Genomic DNA, 20,502 nt, shown 5'->3' with positions numbered 1-20,502 from the left:
GATGTGTGCGAAAGGGAGTAGCCATGCACAGTCTCCATGTCGATCTGGGTGATCGCAGCTATCCGATTCTGATCGGTTCCGGCCTGTTGAAAGACCCAGGGTATTTTGAGGAATCCGTTCGCGGCAAGCAGGTGCTTGTGGTCACCAATGAGACCATTGCGCCCCTGTATCTCGAAATGGTTCTTGCCGCACTGAATGGTTTTGCCAAGGTCGACACCGTTTTACTTCCGGATGGCGAAGCGTTTAAAACGCTGGATACCGTCAATCGCGTCTTCGACACCTTGCTGGAAAAACGACACGACCGCAGCACCACGATTATCGCCCTCGGTGGCGGTGTGATCGGTGACATGAGCGGCTTTGCGGCCGCCTGCTACCAGCGCGGCGTCGATTTTGTACAGGTGCCCACTACCCTTCTTTCCCAGGTGGATTCTTCCGTAGGCGGCAAGACCGGCGTGAATCACCCGCTCGGCAAAAACATGATCGGCGCCTTCTACCAGCCGCAGCTGGTGTTGATCGATATCGATACCCTGACGACGCTCCCCGACCGGGAGCTATCCGCTGGCATTGCGGAAGTCATCAAGTACGGGATGATCTGCGACGCGCCATTTTTCGAGTGGCTCGAAAGCAATATGGATGCGCTGCTGGCGAGGGACCCCGAGGCACTGGCCTATGCGATCCAGCGCAGTTGTGCGGATAAAGCCGCGGTGGTGGCGGAAGACGAGCGCGAATCCGGTCGTCGCGCCATCCTCAACTTTGGTCATACCTTCGGTCACGCTATTGAAGCGGTGCAGGGCTACGGCAATTGGCTGCACGGAGAGGCGGTGGCGGCAGGTATGGTGATGGCGGCGGAGCTTTCGAAGCTGCGCGGATGGATTTCAGCGCAGGATGTTGATCGCTTGCGGGCGCTGCTAAGTAAGGCGGAATTGCCGCAACAATCTCCCGCGGACATGGCAGTAGACGATTATTTGCAGGCAATGTCGGTGGATAAAAAGGTGCAGGATGGCAAATTGCGGCTTGTACTGTTACATGCCCTGGGGAGTGCGCAGATTGTCGCGGATACGCCCAAAGAGCAGCTGATAGAGGTGTTGCGCACCTGCGGCGCGCGATGACAGTTTTGTAGTTATTTTACCGCACGGAGGATTCTTTGACCGAAAGTGGCGGCAAAAGAAGATAAATCGGTCAAAGTTGTTGCGAACAGCGAAAAAAACTGGCGAATCTTGCAATCACAGGGGGGCACGAGTAATATTGCGCGCCCCCTCGGTGAAAGCCGGGGTAATGAGCTGACAATTGTGCTGATAAGAAGAAATGCAGGCTCGCATATAGCGAGCACCACCAAGCCCCTCACGTGGGCTTTTTTTGTCATTGGGGTTTCAAAAAGTTAGTGGAATCTGCGGCACCTTTGGCTCGAGAGTAGATAAATATACCCCCAACAGCAGTCTCCCGACTGTGAACTGATTGTCACCGCTAGTGAAGAAGAGCAACAGTAGCGGTTTGGCAGTGAGGGCGTACGGGGTAGCGATAACACTTTGAGGAATTCTATGGGTAGCGGTCTGTATCGATTGGATGAGTTCAAAGACAACTGTGGCTTTGGACTGATCGCCCACCTGAAGGGCCAAACCAGCCACAAGTTGTTGCAGACAGCGATTGAGTCGCTGACCTGCATGACTCACCGCGGTGGTATTGCCGCCGATGGCAAAACCGGCGATGGCTGCGGTCTGTTGCTGCAGAAGCCAGACGGCTTTCTGCGCACTGTGGCAAAAGAGCAGTTTGGCCAGGATCTGAGCGACCTGTATGCGGTCGGCTCCATTATGTTGCCGCTGGACGAAGCGGAAGCCGCCAGTGCTCGCGCCATTCTCGAGCGCGCTGTGGAAGCGCAGGGCCTGAAAGTGGCCGGCTGGCGCGTGGTGCCCACCAACGAAGATTGTCTGGGCCCCATCGCCAAAGAATCCCTGCCGCGTTTTGAACACCTGCTGATTAACAACGCGGAATCGCCGCTGGAGCAGCAGCAGTTCAATGCACGCCTGTTCGTCGCCCGCCGCAAGGCCGAGCAGCAGCTGACGGACGCTACCTATATAGGCAGCCTGTCCACTTCCGTGCTGTCTTATAAAGGCCTGATGATGCCGGCGGATCTGCCGGCGTTCTTCCCGGATCTGGCGGATCCGCGCCTGGAAACCGCCATTTGCGTATTCCACCAGCGCTTCTCCACCAACACCATGCCGCGCTGGCCCCTGGCGCAACCGTTCCGTATGGTCGCGCACAACGGTGAGATCAACACCATCACCGGTAACCGCAACTGGTCTGTGGCGCGCACCAACAAGTTCATCACCGATCTTTTGCCAGAGCTGTCCGAACTGACGCCGCTGGTGAACCGTGTGGGCTCTGACTCCTCCAGCCTGGATAATATGCTGGAGCTGCTCACCGTGGGTGGCATCGACATGCACCGCGCCATTCGCATGCTGGTACCGCCGGCGTGGCAGAACGTGGACACCATGGATTCGGATCTGCGCGCCTTCTACGAATACAACTCCATGCACATGGAGCCCTGGGATGGCCCCGCCGGTCTGGTACTGACCGATGGTCGCCACGCGGTGTGTACCCTCGATCGCAACGGCCTGCGCCCGTCCCGCTGGGTAATCACCAAGGACGACTTCATCACTGTTGCCTCGGAAGTGGGTACTTACCAGTACGATCCGGCGGACGTGGTTGCCAAGGGCCGCCTGGGCCCGGGCCAGATTCTTTCTGTGGACACCCTGAAGGGCGAGTTGCGCCACACCGCCGAAGTGGACGGCGAGCTTAAAAAAGCACAGCCCTACAAAAAGTGGCTGAAGGAAAAGGCCCGCCGCATTCGCTCTACTCTGGTCACTGCGCCGGTGGACAACAACTTCTCCCTGGATCAGTTCAAGGTCTTCCAGAAGCTGTTCAGCTCCTCCCTGGAAGAGCGTGATCAAGTGATCCGCCCGCTGGCGGAAGCTGGTCAGGAAGCGGTGGGCTCCATGGGCGACGATACGCCAATGGCGGTATTGTCGGAAGGCAACCGCTGTCTGTACGACTATTTCCGTCAGCAGTTTGCCCAGGTGACCAACCCGCCTATCGATCCGCTGCGGGAAACCATCGTCATGTCCCTGGAGACCTGTCTGGGCCGTGAGAAATCCGTATTCGAGGAAACCGTCGAGCACGCGGACCGGGTGATTCTGTCCTCGCCCGTACTGTCGCACATGAAGTACACCGCGCTGCTGGACCTGGGGCGCGAAGAATTCACCGCGAAGACCTTTGACCTCAATTACGATCCCGCTCAGCTGGATCTGAAGAGTGCCATCGAAAAGCTGTGCAGCGATGTGGCGGATTCTGTGCGCAACGACGGCACTGTGATCATTGTGCTGTCGGACCGTGAGATTGCAGAGGGCAAGCTGCCCATCGACGCGCTGATGGCCACCGGTGCGGTGCATCATCACCTGGTACACAACGGGCTGCGTTGCGATTCCAACATTGTGGTGGATACCGCAACGGCGCGGGACTCTCACCAGCTGGCATGCCTGATTGGCGTGGGCGCCACAGCGGTGCACCCGTACTTCTCCTACAGCATCATCAATCACCTGATTGAAACCGGTGAGCTGCTGCTGGACGCGGCCACTGCGCAGAAGAATTACCGCAACGGCATCATCAAGGGCCTGCTGAAGATCCTGTCGAAGATGGGTATCTCTACCATCGCCTCCTACCGCGGTGCGCTGCTGTACGAGCTGGTGGGTCTGTCTCAGGACGTGATCGATCTGTGTTTCCCGGAAGCACCGGCGCGTGTACTGGGCGCGGGCTTTGCCGAGCTGGAAGACGATATGCGCGCGCGCGCAACACTGGCGTGGAAGGCGCGCAAGAAAGTCTCTCCCGGTGGCCTGCACAAGTTTGTCTACGGCGAGGAATACCACGCCTTCAACCCGGATGTGGTCAAGGCCCTGCAGGAAGCGGTGCGCACTGGCGATTACGGTGCCTGGCGCGACTACGCCACCCTGATCAATCAGCGCCCGGTGGCCACACTGCGCGACCTGCTGGCACTGAAAAAAGACGTGCAGCCGATCCCGCTGGACGAAGTGGAGCCCGCAGAAAATATCCTGCGCCGCTTCGACTCCGCCGCCATGTCGCTCGGCGCTCTGTCGCCGGAGGCCCACGAGTCCCTGGCCCAGGCCATGAACCGTCTCGGCGGTCGCTCCAATAGTGGTGAGGGCGGTGAAGACCCGGTGCGTTTTGGTACCGATAAGGTTTCCAAGATCAAGCAGATCGCCTCCGGCCGCTTCGGTGTCACTCCGCATTACCTGGTGAATGCCGAGGTACTGCAGATCAAGGTGGCCCAGGGCGCCAAGCCCGGTGAGGGCGGCCAGCTGCCCGGCGGCAAGGTGAACGAGCTGATCGCGCGCCTGCGCTATTCCGTGCCCGGCGTGACCCTGATCTCGCCGCCGCCGCACCACGATATCTACTCCATCGAGGATCTGGCGCAGCTGATCTACGACCTCAAGCAGGTCAACCCGAATGCGCTGGTTTCCGTGAAACTGGTATCCCGCCCAGGTGTCGGCACCATCGCCGCGGGTGTGGCCAAGGCCTACGCGGACCTGATCACCATTTCCGGTTACGACGGCGGTACCGCAGCGAGCCCGATCACCTCCATTCGCTATGCGGGGTCCCCCTGGGAGCTGGGGCTGGCGGAAACCCACCAGACCCTGCGTGCCAACGACCTGCGCGGCAATGTGCGGGTGCAGACCGACGGCGGCCTGAAGAGTGGCCTCGACGTGGTCAAGGCGGCAATTCTCGGCGCTGAGAGCTTTGGCTTTGGCACCGCACCCATGGTGGCGCTGGGCTGTAAGTACCTGCGTATCTGCCACCTGAACAACTGCGCCACCGGCGTCGCCACCCAGAACAAGGATCTGCGCGACGAGCACTATATCGGCACAGTGGAAATGGCGATGAACTTCTTCAAGTTTGTGGCCGAAGAAGTACGCGAGTGGATGGCCGGCCTGGGTATTCGCACCCTGGATGAACTGGTGGGCCGTGTGGACCTGCTGGAAGCCATCGAGGGCAAAACTGCCAAGCAGAAGACGCTGGACCTGTCACCACTGCTGCACACCGATGCGCTGCTCGACAGCAAACCGCAGACCTGCCAGCAGGCCCGCAATGAACCGTGGGATAAAGGCCTTCTGGCCGAGCGCATGGTAGAAGAAACCCTGCCGGCGATCGAAAACCTGGCCGGTGGTGAGTTCAGCTTCAAGCTGACCAACTGCGACCGCTCCATCGGTGCGCGCCTGTCCGGAGAGATTGCCAAGCGCCACGGCAATCAGGGCATGGCAGATGCGCCCATAAAACTGCGCCTCACCGGCGTTGCCGGCCAGTCATTCGGTGTGTGGAACGCCGGCGGTCTGGAGATGTATCTGGAAGGCGACGCCAATGATTACGTGGGCAAAGGTATGGCCGGCGGCAAGCTGGTGATCCGTCCGCCTCAGGGCAGCGAATTTGCGTCCGAGGAAACCAGCATTGTGGGCAACACCTGTCTGTATGGTGCTACTGGCGGCAAGCTGTTCGCCTCCGGTTGTGCCGGCGAGCGCTTCGGTGTGCGTAACTCCGGTGCCTTCGCGGTCGTCGAGGGTTCGGGTGACCACTGTTGTGAATACATGACCGGCGGCATGATCGCCGTGCTGGGCAAGACCGGGGTCAACTTCGGTGCCGGCATGACCGGCGGCTTTGCCTATGTGCTGGATATGGATCGCGATTTCTTCGACAAATGCAACCACGAGTTGATCGAACTGCGCCGTATCAGCAGCGAGGCCCTGGAGGAATACCAGAGCCACCTGCGCGAAGTGATCGAAGAGTTCGTCGCCGAGACCGGCAGTGCCTGGGGTGAAGAGTTGTTGGACAACTTCGACGATTACCTCAACAAATTCTGGTTGGTGAAGCCCAAGGCTGCCAGCCTCGCCGGACTGCTGTCCGATGTACGCAAGCGCGGCGAATAAGGGGGAGACTTATCTATGTCACAGCGTCTAAACAACGATTTTCAGTTTATCGACGTGGGCCGAGTGGACCCCGCCAAGAAAGACATCATTACCCGCACCAATCAGTTTGTGGAAATTTACCAGCCATTCAGCGAAAAGCAGGTGGCCAGCCAGGCCCACCGCTGCCTGGATTGCGGTAACCCCTACTGTGAGTGGAAGTGCCCGGTACACAACTACATTCCGAACTGGCTGCGCCTGATTAGCGAAGGCAACATCATGGAAGCCGCGGATTTGTGTCACGAGACCAACTCCCTGCCGGAAGTGTGCGGCCGCGTGTGCCCTCAGGACCGTTTGTGTGAAGGGGCCTGTACCCTGAACGACGGTTTCGGTGCAGTAACCATCGGTAATGCGGAAAAGTACATCACCGATACTGCCTTCGCCCTGGGCTGGCGACCGGATATGAGCGCGGTGAAGAAGACCGACAAGCGTGTTGCCGTCGTTGGTGCCGGCCCTGCAGGTCTCGCCTGTGCAGACGTGCTGGTGCGCAACGGCGTACAGCCGGTAGTGTTCGACAAGTACCCGGAGATCGGTGGTCTGCTGACGTTCGGTATTCCCGAATTCAAGCTGGAAAAATCCGTGATGCAGCAGCGTCGCGCGATCTTTACCGAAATGGGTGTGGAATTCTGCCTGGAAACCGAGATCGGCAAGGACATCACCTTTGACCAGCTGATGGCCGATTACGATGCGGTGTTCCTGGCGATGGGTACCTACAACTACATGAAGGGCGGTTTCCCCGGTGAAGATCTGCCGGGCGTATACGATGCGCTGCCGTTCCTGGTGGCGAATGTGAACCGCAACCTGGGCTTTGAGAAGAGCCCGGAAGATTTCATCTCGGTGGAAGACAAGCGCGTTGTGGTTCTGGGTGGTGGTGACACCGCGATGGACTGTAACCGTACTTCCATTCGTCAGGGCGCCAAGCGCGTAACCTGTGCCTACCGCCGCGATGAAGAAAACATGCCCGGTTCCCGCCGCGAGGTGGCGAATGCGAAGGAAGAGGGCGTACGCTTCCTGTTCAACCGCCAGCCGGTGGAAATTGTCGGCGACGGTAAGGTGGAAGGCGTGAAGGTGGTGACCACCAAGTTGGGCGAGCCCGACGAAAACGGTCGCCGTCGCCCGGAAGTGATTCCCGGTTCCGAAGAGGTGATTCCAGCGGATCTGGTGCTGGTAGCCTTCGGCTTCCGCCCGAGCCCAGCGGAGTGGTTTGGCGATCACAATATCGAAGTCGCTGACTGGGGCGGTGTTGTTGCGCCTGAGAAGCAGGAATATAAATTTCAGACTACCAACGAGAAAATCTTCGCCGGTGGCGACATGGTGCGCGGTTCTGACCTGGTTGTTACTGCTATCTGGGAAGGGCGCCAGGCTGCTGAGGGTATCCTCGACTTCCTCGAAGTTTAACTCTGGGCTCTATATCTGAGTCTGTGGTACCGCTAGCTGGCTTTGTGGCGGTACTGCTACCGGTAAAGGTTTGCCAGACACGCCGTGGACCCATCCCTGGGGGCTCTGCAAAAACATCCTGTTTTTGAAGGTCTGGCAAACCTTTACCGGCACCAGCACGTTCTCATCGAACTTCAGAGCTCGGTTCGGGCCACGAACGGGTTTCTCCGTGATTTTAAATTGCACGTGAGTCGGTGCGAAGGCTTTGATACCGGGTGGTTGTATGCGGGACCTTCTCCGCCAGGGATGGCGGTGCAGAGCCCCCAGGGAGGGGTTTACGGCGTGTCCCGCATACAACCACCCGGTAGCAAAGCCGCCCAGCTCCTCCTGAGTGCGAACCCCAAAACCTCCAATAGCCCACCCCAATCACCCGCATAAATCCCGAGTCAGGCGAGTCTCTGTCCTAAACGAGACCCCGCGAGTACAATGGCCGGCCATTTACCCAGCCGTTGTGATCATGTCCGATACCCAGTTCGCCCCCCTCCAAAACGACCGTTTCCTCCGCGCCCTGCTGCGCCAGCCCGTCGACCGCACACCCATGTGGATGATGCGTCAGGCCGGCCGCTACCTGCCCGAATACCGCGCCACTCGTGCCAAAGCCGGTACCTTTATGGATCTGTGCCGCAACACCGAACTGGCCTGCGAAGTGACCCTGCAACCGCTGGAACGCTACCCCCTGGATGCCGCCATCCTGTTTTCCGATATCCTCACCATTCCCGACGCCATGGGCCTCGGGTTGTACTTTGAGGAAGGCGAAGGGCCCAAATTCAAAAAGCCCGTGCGCACCAGTGCCGATATCGCGGCGCTCGAAGTCGTGAATACTGCGAAAGATCTCAGCTACGTGACGGACGCGGTGACCACCATCCGCCGTGAGCTGAACGGTCGCGTGCCGCTGATCGGCTTTTCCGGCAGCCCCTGGACCCTGGCCACCTACATGATCGAAGGCGGCTCCAGCCGGGATTTTGCCCGCGCCAAGGAGATGCTCTACAACCGTCCTGAAGACATGCACCAGTTGCTGACCGTCCTGGCGGACTCGGTGATTGATTACCTGAATGCGCAGATCCGCGCAGGGGCACAAACGGTGCAGATCTTTGATACATGGGGTGGGGCCTTGAGCCACGCGGCCTATAAAGAGTTCTCTCTGAACTACATGGCGCGCATCGTGCAGGGGTTGATTAAAGAACATGACGGCCGCCAGGTGCCGGTGATCCTGTTCACCAAAGGTGGTGGGCAGTGGCTGGAGGCGATGGCGGATGCCGGTGCTACCGCACTGGGGCTGGACTGGACCACGGATATTGCGCAGGCACGTGCGCGAGTGGGTGACAGAGTGACCTTGCAGGGCAATATGGACCCGTCGATTCTGCTGGCGAGCCCGGAGCGAATTCGCGAGGAAGTGGCCTCGGTTCTGGCGGGCTTTGGCCGTGGGACCGGCCATATCTTTAACCTGGGCCACGGGGTTACCCCCAAGGTAGATCCGGCCCACGCCGGTGCCATGTTTGATGCAGTGGTGGAACTGTCTCCTCAATACCACCAATAACCCGGAATGAATTTGGTGGGTGAGCAGTCACTGACCACTTTTCCGTGACGCAAGTCACAATTATAATGCGTACTAGCGAGTAGACTTGTGTGACAATTCGCCCCGCTTTGGGCTTCCCAAAGCGGGGCATTAGTGTGTGCCAGCTATGCCGTATCCCGGCTGGTCACAGCTATACCCAGAACAAAAATTACGCAGCAACCATTAGCGGCAGCGATCAAGTGGCAATCCAACAGGCGAAAGTATTTGTTGAAGACCTGCAACGAGGCATGTTTGTGTCTCGTCTGGATCGCCCGTGGACGCGTACCCCGTTTGCTCTGCAGGGTTTCTATATCCGCGACTTGGAAGAAATCCGCCAGCTGCAGAAATACTGCCGTTACGTCTACGTGGATGTGGTCAAGACCGTAGGCGATGTGGGCGTCAAGCTGCGCAAGCTGACACGCGCCGCCAGTGAGGCCTCTGCCAGTGTCGCGCCCGCCAAGGGCACCCCGCGCCGAATCCCCGTTGCCATCAGCTGTAAACCGGTCCAGATCAAGCACGATAGCTACGCCCCCCCGGAGCCTGCTCGCAAAGAGGCGGCCAAGGCGAGGCAGTTGCACGATCGTATTGTTCAGGGCATGCACGAGGTCATGGTCCAGCTGAAAACGGATCGGCCGCTACCCACCGCACAGGTGAATCAGACCGTCACGCAGATGGTCGACAGCGTTCTGCGCAGTCCCGATGCCTTTTCCTGGCTGGCGCGGGTGCGGGAAAAGGACGAACACACGTATAGCCACTCGGTGCGCGCCAGCGTATGGGCGGTGGTGTTCGGGCGGCATATTGGCCTGCGTCGTCAGGAGCTGGTTCAACTGGGTATTGCCACGCTGCTGAAAGATGTGGGCAAGCTGTATCTTGCCGATACAGTGCTAAAAGCCGAGAAGCGTGAGCCGCGGGAAGAGCTGGAGTATCGGAAGTTCGTCGATTACAGCGTGAAACTGCTGTCGGTCGATCCGAATGTCGATCAGCAGATACTCAACATTGTGCAGTGTCACAAAGAGCAGTACGACGGAAGCGGCTATCCCCGCGGTTTACGCGGCGGCCAGATCCCGGTGCTCGCGCGTATGTGCGGTATTGTGACTTTTTACGATGAGGCCACCAATCCCCGCGGTGCGGAATTCCCATTGCCCCCTTCCCGGGCAGTCGGGCAGCTTTATGATCTGCGCAATTGCGCGTTTCAGGAGCAGCTGGTGGTGGAGTTTATCCAGTCCATCGGTCTTTACCCTACCGGCACCCAGGTCGAACTTTCCACCGGTGAAATTGCGGTGGTGGTTGAGCAGAGTCACAAACGCCGGTTAAAGCCGAAAGTCATGCTGGTGACAGATCGGAATAAGCAGCTTCTGGAAAAGCCGCGGCTGTTTGATATGGCTGCGGATGACGATCGCAAGCAGGCGGTGGTCAACAAGGGTAAAAAACTGCTCGCAGAAATGGGCCTGATTACCATTACCCAGGATCTGGATCCCTGCCGCTATCCGCAGATTGATGTGGCCAAGGTGCGCGACCAGTACCTGTACGAGCAGCGCCTCCCGGCATTTATCGCGCGCTTTATTCCCAGCCGTTAATTCCCGTTATTTTTTCTCGGTTTCCGCAACTTCAGGCGGCGCTTTCCTGTGGGTTCTGCTTTGCGGTCATCGGTGCCAGCAAGGTAAGAAGGCAGGCCGCCAGAATAAGTCCCGCGAACAGTAGCCCCACTCCCTGAACATCCCATCCCCGATCGAGAAGAAAGCCCAGCAGCAGCGGTGATGCCGCGGTGGAGAACACCATAGCTGCCTGTGATACGGAGCGGATAGCGCCGAGGTGACTGCTGCCGTAGCGCTCGGGCCAAAGCGCGCTACCGGCGGTGCCGGTTCCCGCCTGGGCAATACCGATCAGCGCCAGATACACATAGGGAACCCAGCTGGCATTACACAGCGCCAGCAGTACCAGCGCGCCGATCATCGGGATCAGTGCCAACGGCAGGCTGCGCTGGGCGCCGTAACGGTCCACCTGTCCCCCGGCAAATAATAGTGCAAGCAGGTGACCTGCGGCATAACTGCCAAATGCGCCGGCGAGCACCGCCATTGACCAGCCGCGTTCGTCGGCGATCGCGGCCTGGTGAAACAGGATGGCGGTAACCACAAAGGGCGTCATCAGCGCGGCGGGCAACAGGCAGTAGAACCCCGGGTCTTTCAGCACCTCAGCGCGGGTGTAGTCACTTTTACTGGTGGTATTTTCGGTGCTGCTTTGCCCATCGTGTTTGCCGGTATCGCCGGCCAGCCATATCAGAGTCGGTAACACTGCGACGATTAACACCGCTGCGGAAGCCAGCCAGACACTGCGCCAACCACTGCCAGCAATCATCAGGGAGCCGCCGGTAGGCAGTAGTGCCTCGGCGATGGGGAAGCCCAGTGCGGCGAGCGCGATGACTTTTCCGCGATTGGCTGTGAAATAGCGTCCGGCCGTGGTCATTCCCATGTGGGTCATAAACCCCTGCCCGGCGAAGCGCAGCAAGAAAAACCCGGGCAGAAGCATCCAGGCGCTGTGTGCGCTGGCGAGGGTGATACAGCCGGCACTGAGTAACAAGACACCGAGTATCGCCACGCGTTTTAGTGGCCAGCGATCGATCAGTGTGCCCGCGCTTAACAATACGAACGCCGACAGTAATGTTGCTGCGCTGTAGCTGGCGCCATACCAGCTGTTGCTGAGGTGGAATTCTTCGCGCAGGGCGCCGCCAAAAATGGCGATGAAAAATGTCTGACCAAAGCCGGAGGCGGCGACCGCGACCAGTGCGAAGAATGCTAGCTTGGGGTTGCTGCGGATAAATGCGGGGACTGCTGGCATTTTGGTTAAGCGAGATCCCCGAAGTGCTCACCCATTTTAACGGGTGTTTCCGCAGCCAATTCTTCCAGCCAATTTACCTTGTCGGCACCAAACAGCAGTACCACTGTAGAGCCGAGCTTGAAGCGGCCCATCTCTTCACCTTTTTTCAGTGCGATAGGTTTTTGCTCGTCGTAACGGGTGGTTTGGATCTGACGTTTGATGGGCGCCACCTGTCCGGCCCAGACGGTTTCGATGGCGGCGACGATCATGGCACCAACGAGGATCATGGCCATGGGGCCGGCGGCGGTGTCGAAGATGCACACGAGGCGCTCGTTGCGGGCGAACAGGCGCGGGACATTTTCAGCGGTGGTGGTGTTTACGGAAAACAGTTCGCCGGGCACATAGATCATGCGCTGCAGTACGCCGTCGAGCGGCATGTGTACGCGGTGGTAGTCTTTGGGTGACAGGTAGACGGTGGCGAATTTACCACCGGTGAATTGGGAGGCGACTTCTGGATCGCCGCCCACCAGTTCGAGCAGGCTGTAGTCCTGGCCTTTGGCCTGGAAGATTCGGCCGTTGTGGATTTCACCCAGTTGGCTGATGGCGCCGTCGGCGCAGCCGGCGATGGTGCCTGTGCCTTCGACGATGGGGCGGGCGCCGTCTTTGAGGGCGCGGGTGAAGAAGTCGTTGAAGCAGGTATAGGCGGTGTAGTCTTCCTCAAGCGCCTCACTCATGTCGACTTGGTATTTTTCCACGAACCATTTGGTGAATGGATTTTTGATGCCGCCGATACGCGTTTCGGCGAGCCATCCAGCGGCGCGGGAGAGTAGGTGCTGGGGGGTGATGTATTGCAGGAAGATAAACAGTTTCGGGTGCATTGGGGTTTTGTGGTCCCGTTGGTTGTAGTTCTGTGGCGGTCAGGCGCCGGGGATTCGTTTTCGAAACCGCTGTGAACCCATCCCTGGGCGCTGCGGCGCAAACATCCTGTTTGCGACGCTTTCGAAAACGAATCCCCGCCACCTGACCTGCGATTTAAGTTTTTGTTCTTCGTTAGCGAGATCGAAGGCTCAGACCGACAGTCATCGTCATACCCGCGAAGGCGAGAATCCAGTGAGCGATAGCAAGAAGCTTAATTCTCCACTGGCGTATCCGGCAGGTTGCCCCATTCGCTCCAAGAGCCCGGGTAGGCCTTGATCGGAAAATCGAGAGATTTCCCCACCAACCACGTAAATGCCGATCGATGGTGACTCTGGCAGTGGGTCGCGATTTCTTTTTTCCCATCAATCCCCAGTGTGGCGAGAAATTCTTTCGCATCTTTGCGAATCCGCAGATCCCGTTGAGGATCCATCAGCTGTGTCCACTCACAATTGATCGCGCCGGGAATGTGCCCGCCTTTCATTGCCAGTACCCGTTCACCGGAGTGCTCCTGTGGTGAGCGGGCGTCCCAGATTTGCAGGTCGTTTTGAGTCAGGCGCTGTTGGATTTGTTCCGCGTCGATCATTGGCGCATCGTTGGCAATCTGAATATCGATACTGCTGGGGGTGACGGATACGTCTTCGTTGGTAAGCGGTAGACCGGCGTTTTTCCAGGCGATCATACCGCCGTTCAGGTAGCTGTATTTTTTGTGGCCAATCACTTCGAGGGTCCACAGCAGGCGCGCGGCCCAGCCGCCGCCTTCGTCGTCGCAGGCGACGATGTGGGTGTCGGGGGTGAGGCCGATGGCGCGCATGACCTGGGTGAGGCGCTCGACGGAGGGCAGTTTACCCGGGGCCGGAGGTGTGCCGGCCATGAGGGCCTGGAAGGGGAGGCCGAGGGCGCCGGGGATGTGTCCGGCCTGGTAGTTGGCCGGCGCGCTTAAATCGACGACGCGGATTTCTTCGTGCTCCAGCAGTGGTGCCAGTTGTTCCGGTTCGAGGATCAGGGGTACATCGCTCACGTGGGGTTCCTTGTTGAGTGGCCTTTGGTTTGCTCAGTCGTTTTCCAGGCTGTTGCGCAAATGTAGAAAGCTGTCCATGCGCCGCTGGCTGATGTCGCCGCACTCCAGGGCGCCCTGAATGGCACAACCGGGTTCGCTCTGGTGGCGGCAGTCGCGGAAGCGGCAGTAGCCGATAAACGGGCGGAATTCGACGTAGCCTTCCAGCAGTGCCTGCTCGCTCATATGCCAGATGCCGAACTCGCGGATGCCCGGGGAGTCTATCAGATCGCCGCCGCTGGGCAGGTGAAACAGTTCCGCGGCGGTCGTGGTGTGGGTGCCTTTGCCGGTGGCTTCCGACAGGGCGCCGGTACGGGCATCGGTGCCCGGAAGCAGGCCGTTGATCAGGGAGGATTTGCCGACGCCGGACTGGCCGACAAAGACGCTAGTGCCTTCGGCGAGCGTTTTGAGCAGCCCGTCGAGGCCTTCCCCGGTCTTGGTGGATAACTTCAGTACCGGATAGCCGAGATCCGGATACGGCGCCAATAGTTCTTCAAGTTCTTCGCGATTGCTGTCGTCAATCAGGTCGATTTTGTTGAGTAGCAGCAGCGGCTGGATACCGGTGGTTTCCGCGGCCACCAGATAGCGGTCAATGGCGTTGGCGAACGGCTCGGGGAAGGGTGCGATGACGATCAGAATGCGGTCAATATTCGCGGCCACGGTTTTCATATCGCCGTAGCGGTCCGGGCGCTGCAGTTCCGAGTGACGGGGCAGGCGAGCGCCGACCACGCCGAGGCCGCCAGTGGACTCACCGGTAGCGGGATTCCAGGCCACGGTGTCGCCGGTTACCAGGGTTTCGATATTGGCGCGCACGTGGCAGCGCTGTCGTAACCGGCTGTCGGATACGCTTTCGACGAGGACCTGGGTGCCATAGTTGGCGATGACCAGGCCGGTCTGCTCTGCCCCCAGGTCGCCGATTTCCGCGGCCTGCTCGAGGTTTTCCTCACGCTTGCGCGCGCGGGCCTCCCGCTCCTCCTGGATTTTGGCGATACGCCACTGCTGGCGGCGGTTGAGTTTGCGTTTGCTCATGAGGGCTCGGTTTGCGGAAAGCGCCGGATTATAACTTGCATCGATAGGTGGTTGCGGTAACTTGCCCGCTATCCTCACTGATAATGGCGCCGTCAGCGGCAATTAAGGAGACTATTGTGGATCAGAATAATCTGATCTGGATCGATCTGGAAATGACCGGCCTCGATCCTGAGAAGGAGCGCATCATCGAGATCGCCACCGTGGTGACGGATTCTCGGCTGAATGTGCTGGCGGAGGGGCCGGTGATGGCGGTTCATCAGAGCGATGCACTGCTGAACGCCATGGACGACTGGAACACGGAGCAGCACGGTGGCTCCGGACTGGTGGCGCGGGTGAAAGAGTCGCAGATCAGTGAGCACCTGGCCGAGCGGGATACCATTGAGTTCCTGCAACAGTGGGTGCCCGAGGGTGCATCGCCCATGTGCGGCAACTCCATCGGCCAGGACCGACGCTTCCTGGTGAAGTATATGCCGCTACTGGAGCGTTACTTCCATTACCGCAATCTGGATGTCAGCTCGGTGAAGGAGCTGGCGCGGCGCTGGCGCCCGGATGTGCTCGATGGGGTCAAGAAAACCTCTTCACATCTCGCCCTGGATGACATTCACGATTCCATCAACGAGCTCAAGCACTACCGGGAACATTTCTTCCGCATGAGCTGATTGGGTGGCTATCGATCCAGCCTGGCGGCTGCGGGAACAGCGGCCAGGCAGATCACCAGCACCGTAGTCGCCAGAATAATCAGCTGCGTGTAGCTACCCCCACCGGTAATAAAGTACCCCGCGACCAGCGGGCCACAAGCGAGCCCGAGCTTGGACGCAAACCCGCCAAAAGCGCCCATCTGACCGGCGGCATCAAAGCGCGATGCCATGGTGAGAAAATAGGGTACGCAGAAGGCCCAGGTCATTCCGGTCACGATGTTGGCGAGAATGAATACCGGGCGAATATCACTGAAAACAAACATCAGCAAACCCACCAGGGTGATGATTAGCGCGATCGCCAAAGGTTTGGCCAGGGGGAGTTTCTGCCCGGTCACAGCCGCCAGTGCCGCACCGCCGATCGCGATCAGGTTCGCCCAGAACAGAGTCTGGCTGATAAAGCCAAGCGGCAAATCGAAAGACTTGCCAAGATCAAAAATAAACGCGAACAGAGCCATGTTGGCAAACTGGAAGCAGAACAGCGCCAGCAGTGTTACCGCAATAGGGAGCATTGGCAGTGGCACCCTGTTTTCTGCCTGTACGCGCTTTTCTTCTTCGGTAGGCAGCGGGTAGTCCGCTATCAATGGCAGCATCAACAGCGTGATCGCGCTGAAGGTGATCAGGGCATAAAAGGGCACATATGTGCCGTGCTCGGCCACAAGCGCCGGAAGAAATCCCACCCCGATGGCGCCACCGGTGTACTGCACCAGTAACACCATGCTGTAACTGCGCCCTGCGATACCACTGCGGGCAATCACCGCAAAACCCAGTCCCACCAACGCACCACCGAGCATCCCGTGCACCAGCCGCAGGGGAATCAGCAGGTCCAGATTGGCGAGCTGAATGGTCAGTACATCCATGCCGATGGAGCAGCATAGGAGAATGGCGGCGGCACGTTTCCAGCGGGGAATATGTCGGATCAGCCAGGAAACCGTAAACGCACCGATTACCGCACCCATGGTGTTGGCAAAGGTGATCTGGCCCGCCTGCTCCGCACTCAGGCCCGCGCCTGCCATCAGCGCATCCACAATCACCGGAAAAATATTGACGTAGTAGAGCCCGGCAGAGGAAAGAAAGGCGAGAAAAATACTCGCAATCCAGCCATTGCTTACCAGCAATCCTGCCGAAGCATCAGGTTGTGGAACTTGATTGCCGGAATAGCCCGAGTCGGGGGCGTCTGTTGCTGCGGATCTGGCAGGGTTTTGCATGGGTACTCCGGCGAAATTTAATCGGCTTTGTTCTTGTGATTGTTATGGCGTCTGCGCGGGTGCTCACTGGGCGCGAACGATTCCTGTACCGGACCAACGCTAACTTATTACAGCGCGCGGGATAGTGCCAGATGGATGCTCTCGGTGGATCCAATCACCGTTCAAGGGGGCAGGAAAGCCTTTTGGACTCATGCCTCTCGCTCATCTGGCCCTATAGCTGTGCCGGGCTCTGGGCCAGTATTGATCCAGGCCACGACAGGCACTCTGGATAGTCCCAGAAAATCAAAACCAATAATCCAGAATCAGGAACCGGTGTGATGAGTAGCAACCGCAGGTCTTTCGGAATAGCAGCGCTGCAATTGAAGCTGGATGAGGCAGACAACCTTGAGTTGTTGCTGCAGAAGATCCAGCGCACCAAATTGCGCTACCCCTGGGTCAAGATGATTGTGCTGAGTGAACTGGCTCTGCGCGGTGTGGGTGCTCAGCATGCACGGGAACTGCCCTCCGCCGAGGAAGACGCTTTTTGTCGGACCGCACGGGAGCTTGGTATCTGGCTGATCCCGGGTTCTATGTACGAAAAATGCGGCAGCGCCGTATTCAATACCACGCCGGTGATCAATCCCGATGGGGAAGTGGTGTCCCGTTATCGCAAGATTTATCCGTTCCTTCCCTATGAGAAAGGCGTTACCGCCGGTGATCAGTTCGTCGTTTTTGACGTGCCGGAAATCGGCCGCTTTGGTGTCTCAATCTGTTATGACATGTGGTTCCCGGAAACCACGCGAGCCATGGTCTGGATGGGTGCAGAGGTCATCATCCATCCCACCAAAACCGACACCATCGACCGCAAGGACGAGCTCTCCATGGTGCGTGCCAGCGCCGTTATGAATCAGTGCTACATCATCGACGTGAACGGTGCCGGCGCACAGGGTAATGGTCGCTCCATCGTCGTCGGCCCGGAAGGAGATACTCTCCACGAAGCGGATACAGAGGAAGAAATTATCTCTCTGTACCTCGATGTAGAAAAAGTTACCCAGGTGCGAGAGCGCGGAATGAAAGGCCTTGGCCAGACATTGAAAAGTTTCCGCGACGGTAAAGTGCGCTACCCACAATACCAACCCGGCGCTGTATCACCCGCGCTGGAGCAGCTCGGTGAGCTGAAAGTGCCGGAGTAAGACTGGCCACACAGAATTCATTTTCACAGGATGATTTTTCACTCACAACAAACTGGACCAGTCGTTGTAGACTAACTGGCACTAGGTATGGGCCAGGGTCCAGATATAAAACTAATCACAACAAAAGTCGGTGCAGTTTCACCAGACAAGACCAATCAAAATAACAGAACCAGACCTAGCAGAGGGCATCATGAAACAACCAATCAAGCAGGGGTTTAGCAAATCCACTTTGGCCAGCGCCGTAGCGGCAGTGTCTGCCGGAGCATTGTTCAGTGTGTCGCAGGTGTCTTTCGCACAAACAGAGAGCGAGGGACCGATCGAAGAAATCATCGTAACGGCAACCAGTCGTGAAGCTTCGATGCAGGATATTCCTTACAATATTTCTGCGGTTTCTGGTGATGAACTAGTATCCGCTCAAATCACTGACCAAGCGGAATTGATGCGTAGTATTCCCGGTGTCGCTGTTGTCGATCGGGGTAGTCGTAACTCTGGTGTGATCAACGGAATCATGATTCGTGGTTTAAACGTTGACGGTTCTGCTCTTGGTGATTATGCACTTTCAGCTTCGCCTACCGTGTCCACGTACATCAACAGTACTCCGGTATACGCAAACTTCATTTTGAAGGACCTCGAGCGCGTAGAGGTTTTGCGCGGTCCTCAAGGCACTCTGTATGGCTCTGGCTCACTTGGCGGTACCGTACGTTATATTACCCGTAAGCCCAGCACTGAAGGTGCAGAGGTTAATCTCAACTCGGGTGTTTCTTCTACCGCCGGTTCGGAGGGGCTGAATTACTACAGTGATGCAGTAGTAAATGTGCCGCTGTCCGATAATTTTGCGGTGCGTGCAGCAGCGGGCTTTGTTAATAGCGCGGGTGTAGTCGATTACGTCAATGTATACCAACTTGACAATGAAGGCCTGCCGACCGCTCCGAATGGTGTACTTTCACCTGATGCGGATTATCGCAGCGTGGAGGATGCCGATACCGTCGATATCAAATATGCCAAAGTAGCAGCGTTATGGCAGCCCAACGAAAAGATTGAAGCTGTGCTGACCCATATGATGCAGGAAGATGATATCGGTGGTCGACGTCAACAAACTCTGGGTAGTGATGGTTTCGGCAACCAGTACGATGACTACGAAAATGGGTCTATCCAACTTGAACCGTCCAGCCGTGAAGCCGATATGACGTCCTTGGAAGTCGATATCGATCTCGGCTTTGCGACCTTGACTTCAGCCACTTCTCAATACGATCACGTTGGTGAATCAATTTCTGAAAATACTGGCTTTTACGCGCAACTGGGATGGATTGGTGGTTTCTACTACAACCATACTCGTCCAATGGCGCAGGCGGTGCGCCAGTATGAGGATAGTGCATTCATTCAGGAAGTACGTCTGGTTTCCCAGACGTCCGGTAATTTTGATTGGACCCTCGGCGCTTTTCATATCGATCAGGATACAGCCGGCGCTCAGCAAAGTTACCTGCGCGGCTTTGACCGCTGGGCGGAAGCCGCATGGGGAATCGACCTTGTTGCAACTGATCAGGACTGGGATTACGACCGCGAGGACAACTTCACCGAAAATGCCATTTACGGTGAGGCCACCTGGCACCTCGACCGCCTGCACTTTACTTTAGGTGCCCGCTATTTCGATAACGAGTATGAGTCCGATGTGTTTATGGACTTGCCGCTGTGGGGCCCGGGGGTTATCGGCGACGCTGTTTACGAGAATCGCACCACTGCGGACTCGGGAACCCTATTTAAAGGCAACGTAGCCTACGATATCAATGAAGACACCATGGCCTACGTTACGGTTTCTGAAGGTTATCGCCGTGGCGGCAATAATGCTGTGCCTCTTTCCGGTAATTTTGAGGAAAGCGATGCTTGGCTTGATTACGATTCAGACTCCGTGCTTAACACCGAATTTGGTATCAAGGGCACGTTAGGCGGTGCACGTTACACCTTGGCTGCCTTTATGGTCGACTGGGATGATGTCCAGATCAATACTTCGACGCCTAGCGGTTTTTACGTTGTCGCCAATGGTGAAAACGCGAGTACCAGCGGTATCGAATTTGAGCTGCAAGGAAGCTTGACCGAGAGCCTGTCTTATGGGCTCGGTTATGCTTATGTGAAAGCGGAGCTCGATGATGATCTGATCTCGCCCATTGGTGGCCACATCACCGGAGCAGGTACCCGGCTGCCGGGGGCTCCAGAACATACCTTGACTTCCACACTGGACTACAGTGCGCCGATTGGCGACGGTGGCCTTAATTTGATCGCGCGCCTGGCCGGTTACTACCAGTCGTCGACCACCAACGCAGCCAGTGAAAGCCCGCGCTTTGCCGAAGAACTGGACGGCTTTGCGATTGTAGACGGCCATATTGGCCTTGCCGGTGACTGGTGGACAGCAACACTGTTTGCTAAGAATCTCACCAATGAAGCGGGAACCACCGGTGTATTCAAAGAGGAATATATGGGAACAGACCCGTCACAGAACTACTTTGGTAATGGCTCTAAAGAGTTTCTCGCGTTGCCGCGTACTGTTGGCGCTAACCTGAGCTTGGTTTTCTAAGTATCGGTTGCGTGTGACCTCGTTA

Annotated in this window: 13 protein-coding genes; 8 read left to right on the top strand and 5 right to left on the bottom strand. The window is 57.8% G+C overall.

Annotated elements, in window-relative coordinates; all coding sequences use genetic code 11:
• Positions 1 to 23 precede the first annotated feature (23 nt).
• From aroB to Q1A74_RS14225, 5 genes are all read left to right on the top strand, one after another.
• On the top strand, positions 24 to 1,109 hold the full coding sequence (gene aroB, locus Q1A74_RS14245; protein ID WP_299597501.1) for a 3-dehydroquinate synthase: 1,086 nt from the start codon (positions 24 to 26) through the stop codon (positions 1,107 to 1,109).
• Between the two features lie 429 nt (positions 1,110 to 1,538).
• Complete coding sequence (gene gltB / locus Q1A74_RS14240) at positions 1,539 to 5,990, top strand: glutamate synthase large subunit (RefSeq protein WP_299597498.1); 4,452 nt, start codon at positions 1,539 to 1,541, stop codon at positions 5,988 to 5,990.
• 15 nt (positions 5,991 to 6,005) lie between these two features.
• Positions 6,006 to 7,424, top strand: coding sequence for an FAD-dependent oxidoreductase (locus Q1A74_RS14235; protein WP_299597495.1), 1,419 nt, complete (start codon positions 6,006 to 6,008; stop codon positions 7,422 to 7,424).
• Between the two features lie 496 nt (positions 7,425 to 7,920).
• Complete coding sequence (gene hemE, locus Q1A74_RS14230) at positions 7,921 to 9,000, top strand: uroporphyrinogen decarboxylase (protein WP_299597492.1); 1,080 nt, start codon at positions 7,921 to 7,923, stop codon at positions 8,998 to 9,000.
• A gap of 134 nt (positions 9,001 to 9,134) precedes the next feature.
• Complete coding sequence (locus tag Q1A74_RS14225; protein ID WP_299597489.1) at positions 9,135 to 10,595, top strand: HD-GYP domain-containing protein; 1,461 nt, start codon at positions 9,135 to 9,137, stop codon at positions 10,593 to 10,595.
• Between the two features lie 31 nt (positions 10,596 to 10,626).
• On the opposite strand, the gene Q1A74_RS14220 is transcribed toward Q1A74_RS14225, so the two are convergent.
• From Q1A74_RS14220 to rsgA, 4 genes are all read right to left on the bottom strand, one after another.
• A complete protein-coding gene (locus Q1A74_RS14220) occupies positions 10,627 to 11,853 on the bottom strand; it encodes an MFS transporter (protein WP_299597486.1) in 1,227 nt (408 codons plus the stop codon).
• A gap of 5 nt (positions 11,854 to 11,858) precedes the next feature.
• A complete protein-coding gene (asd, locus tag Q1A74_RS14215) occupies positions 11,859 to 12,710 on the bottom strand; it encodes an archaetidylserine decarboxylase (protein WP_299597483.1) in 852 nt (283 codons plus the stop codon).
• A gap of 251 nt (positions 12,711 to 12,961) precedes the next feature.
• On the bottom strand, positions 12,962 to 13,768 hold the full coding sequence (locus Q1A74_RS14210) for a sulfurtransferase (protein ID WP_299597481.1): 807 nt from the start codon (positions 13,766 to 13,768) through the stop codon (positions 12,962 to 12,964).
• A gap of 33 nt (positions 13,769 to 13,801) precedes the next feature.
• Positions 13,802 to 14,833 carry a small ribosomal subunit biogenesis GTPase RsgA gene (gene rsgA / locus Q1A74_RS14205; RefSeq protein ID WP_299597478.1) on the bottom strand — a complete coding sequence of 344 codons (1,032 nt, stop codon included), beginning with the start codon at positions 14,831 to 14,833 and terminating at the stop codon, positions 13,802 to 13,804.
• A gap of 83 nt (positions 14,834 to 14,916) precedes the next feature.
• Here rsgA and orn point away from each other — a divergent pair, with 83 nt between their 5' ends.
• Positions 14,917 to 15,492, top strand: coding sequence for an oligoribonuclease (gene orn / locus Q1A74_RS14200; RefSeq protein ID WP_299597475.1), 576 nt, complete (start codon positions 14,917 to 14,919; stop codon positions 15,490 to 15,492).
• A gap of 8 nt (positions 15,493 to 15,500) precedes the next feature.
• Here orn and Q1A74_RS14195 read toward each other — a convergent pair whose 3' ends face one another.
• Positions 15,501 to 16,736: an MFS transporter gene (locus Q1A74_RS14195; RefSeq protein WP_299597472.1), complete on the bottom strand. Its 1,236-nt coding sequence runs from the start codon at positions 16,734 to 16,736 to the stop codon at positions 15,501 to 15,503.
• Between the two features lie 317 nt (positions 16,737 to 17,053).
• Here Q1A74_RS14195 and Q1A74_RS14190 point away from each other — a divergent pair, with 317 nt between their 5' ends.
• Positions 17,054 to 17,908, top strand: coding sequence for a carbon-nitrogen hydrolase family protein (locus tag Q1A74_RS14190; protein WP_299597469.1), 855 nt, complete (start codon positions 17,054 to 17,056; stop codon positions 17,906 to 17,908).
• 190 nt (positions 17,909 to 18,098) lie between these two features.
• On the top strand, positions 18,099 to 20,477 hold the full coding sequence (locus Q1A74_RS14185) for a TonB-dependent receptor (protein WP_299597466.1): 2,379 nt from the start codon (positions 18,099 to 18,101) through the stop codon (positions 20,475 to 20,477).
• Positions 20,478 to 20,502 lie beyond the last annotated feature (25 nt).

The organism is uncultured Microbulbifer sp. (assembly GCF_947504145.1).
Classification (GTDB): domain Bacteria; phylum Pseudomonadota; class Gammaproteobacteria; order Pseudomonadales; family Cellvibrionaceae; genus Microbulbifer.
Note: the sequence above shows the minus strand (reverse complement) of the source record. Positions and strands in the feature narration are given on the sequence as shown.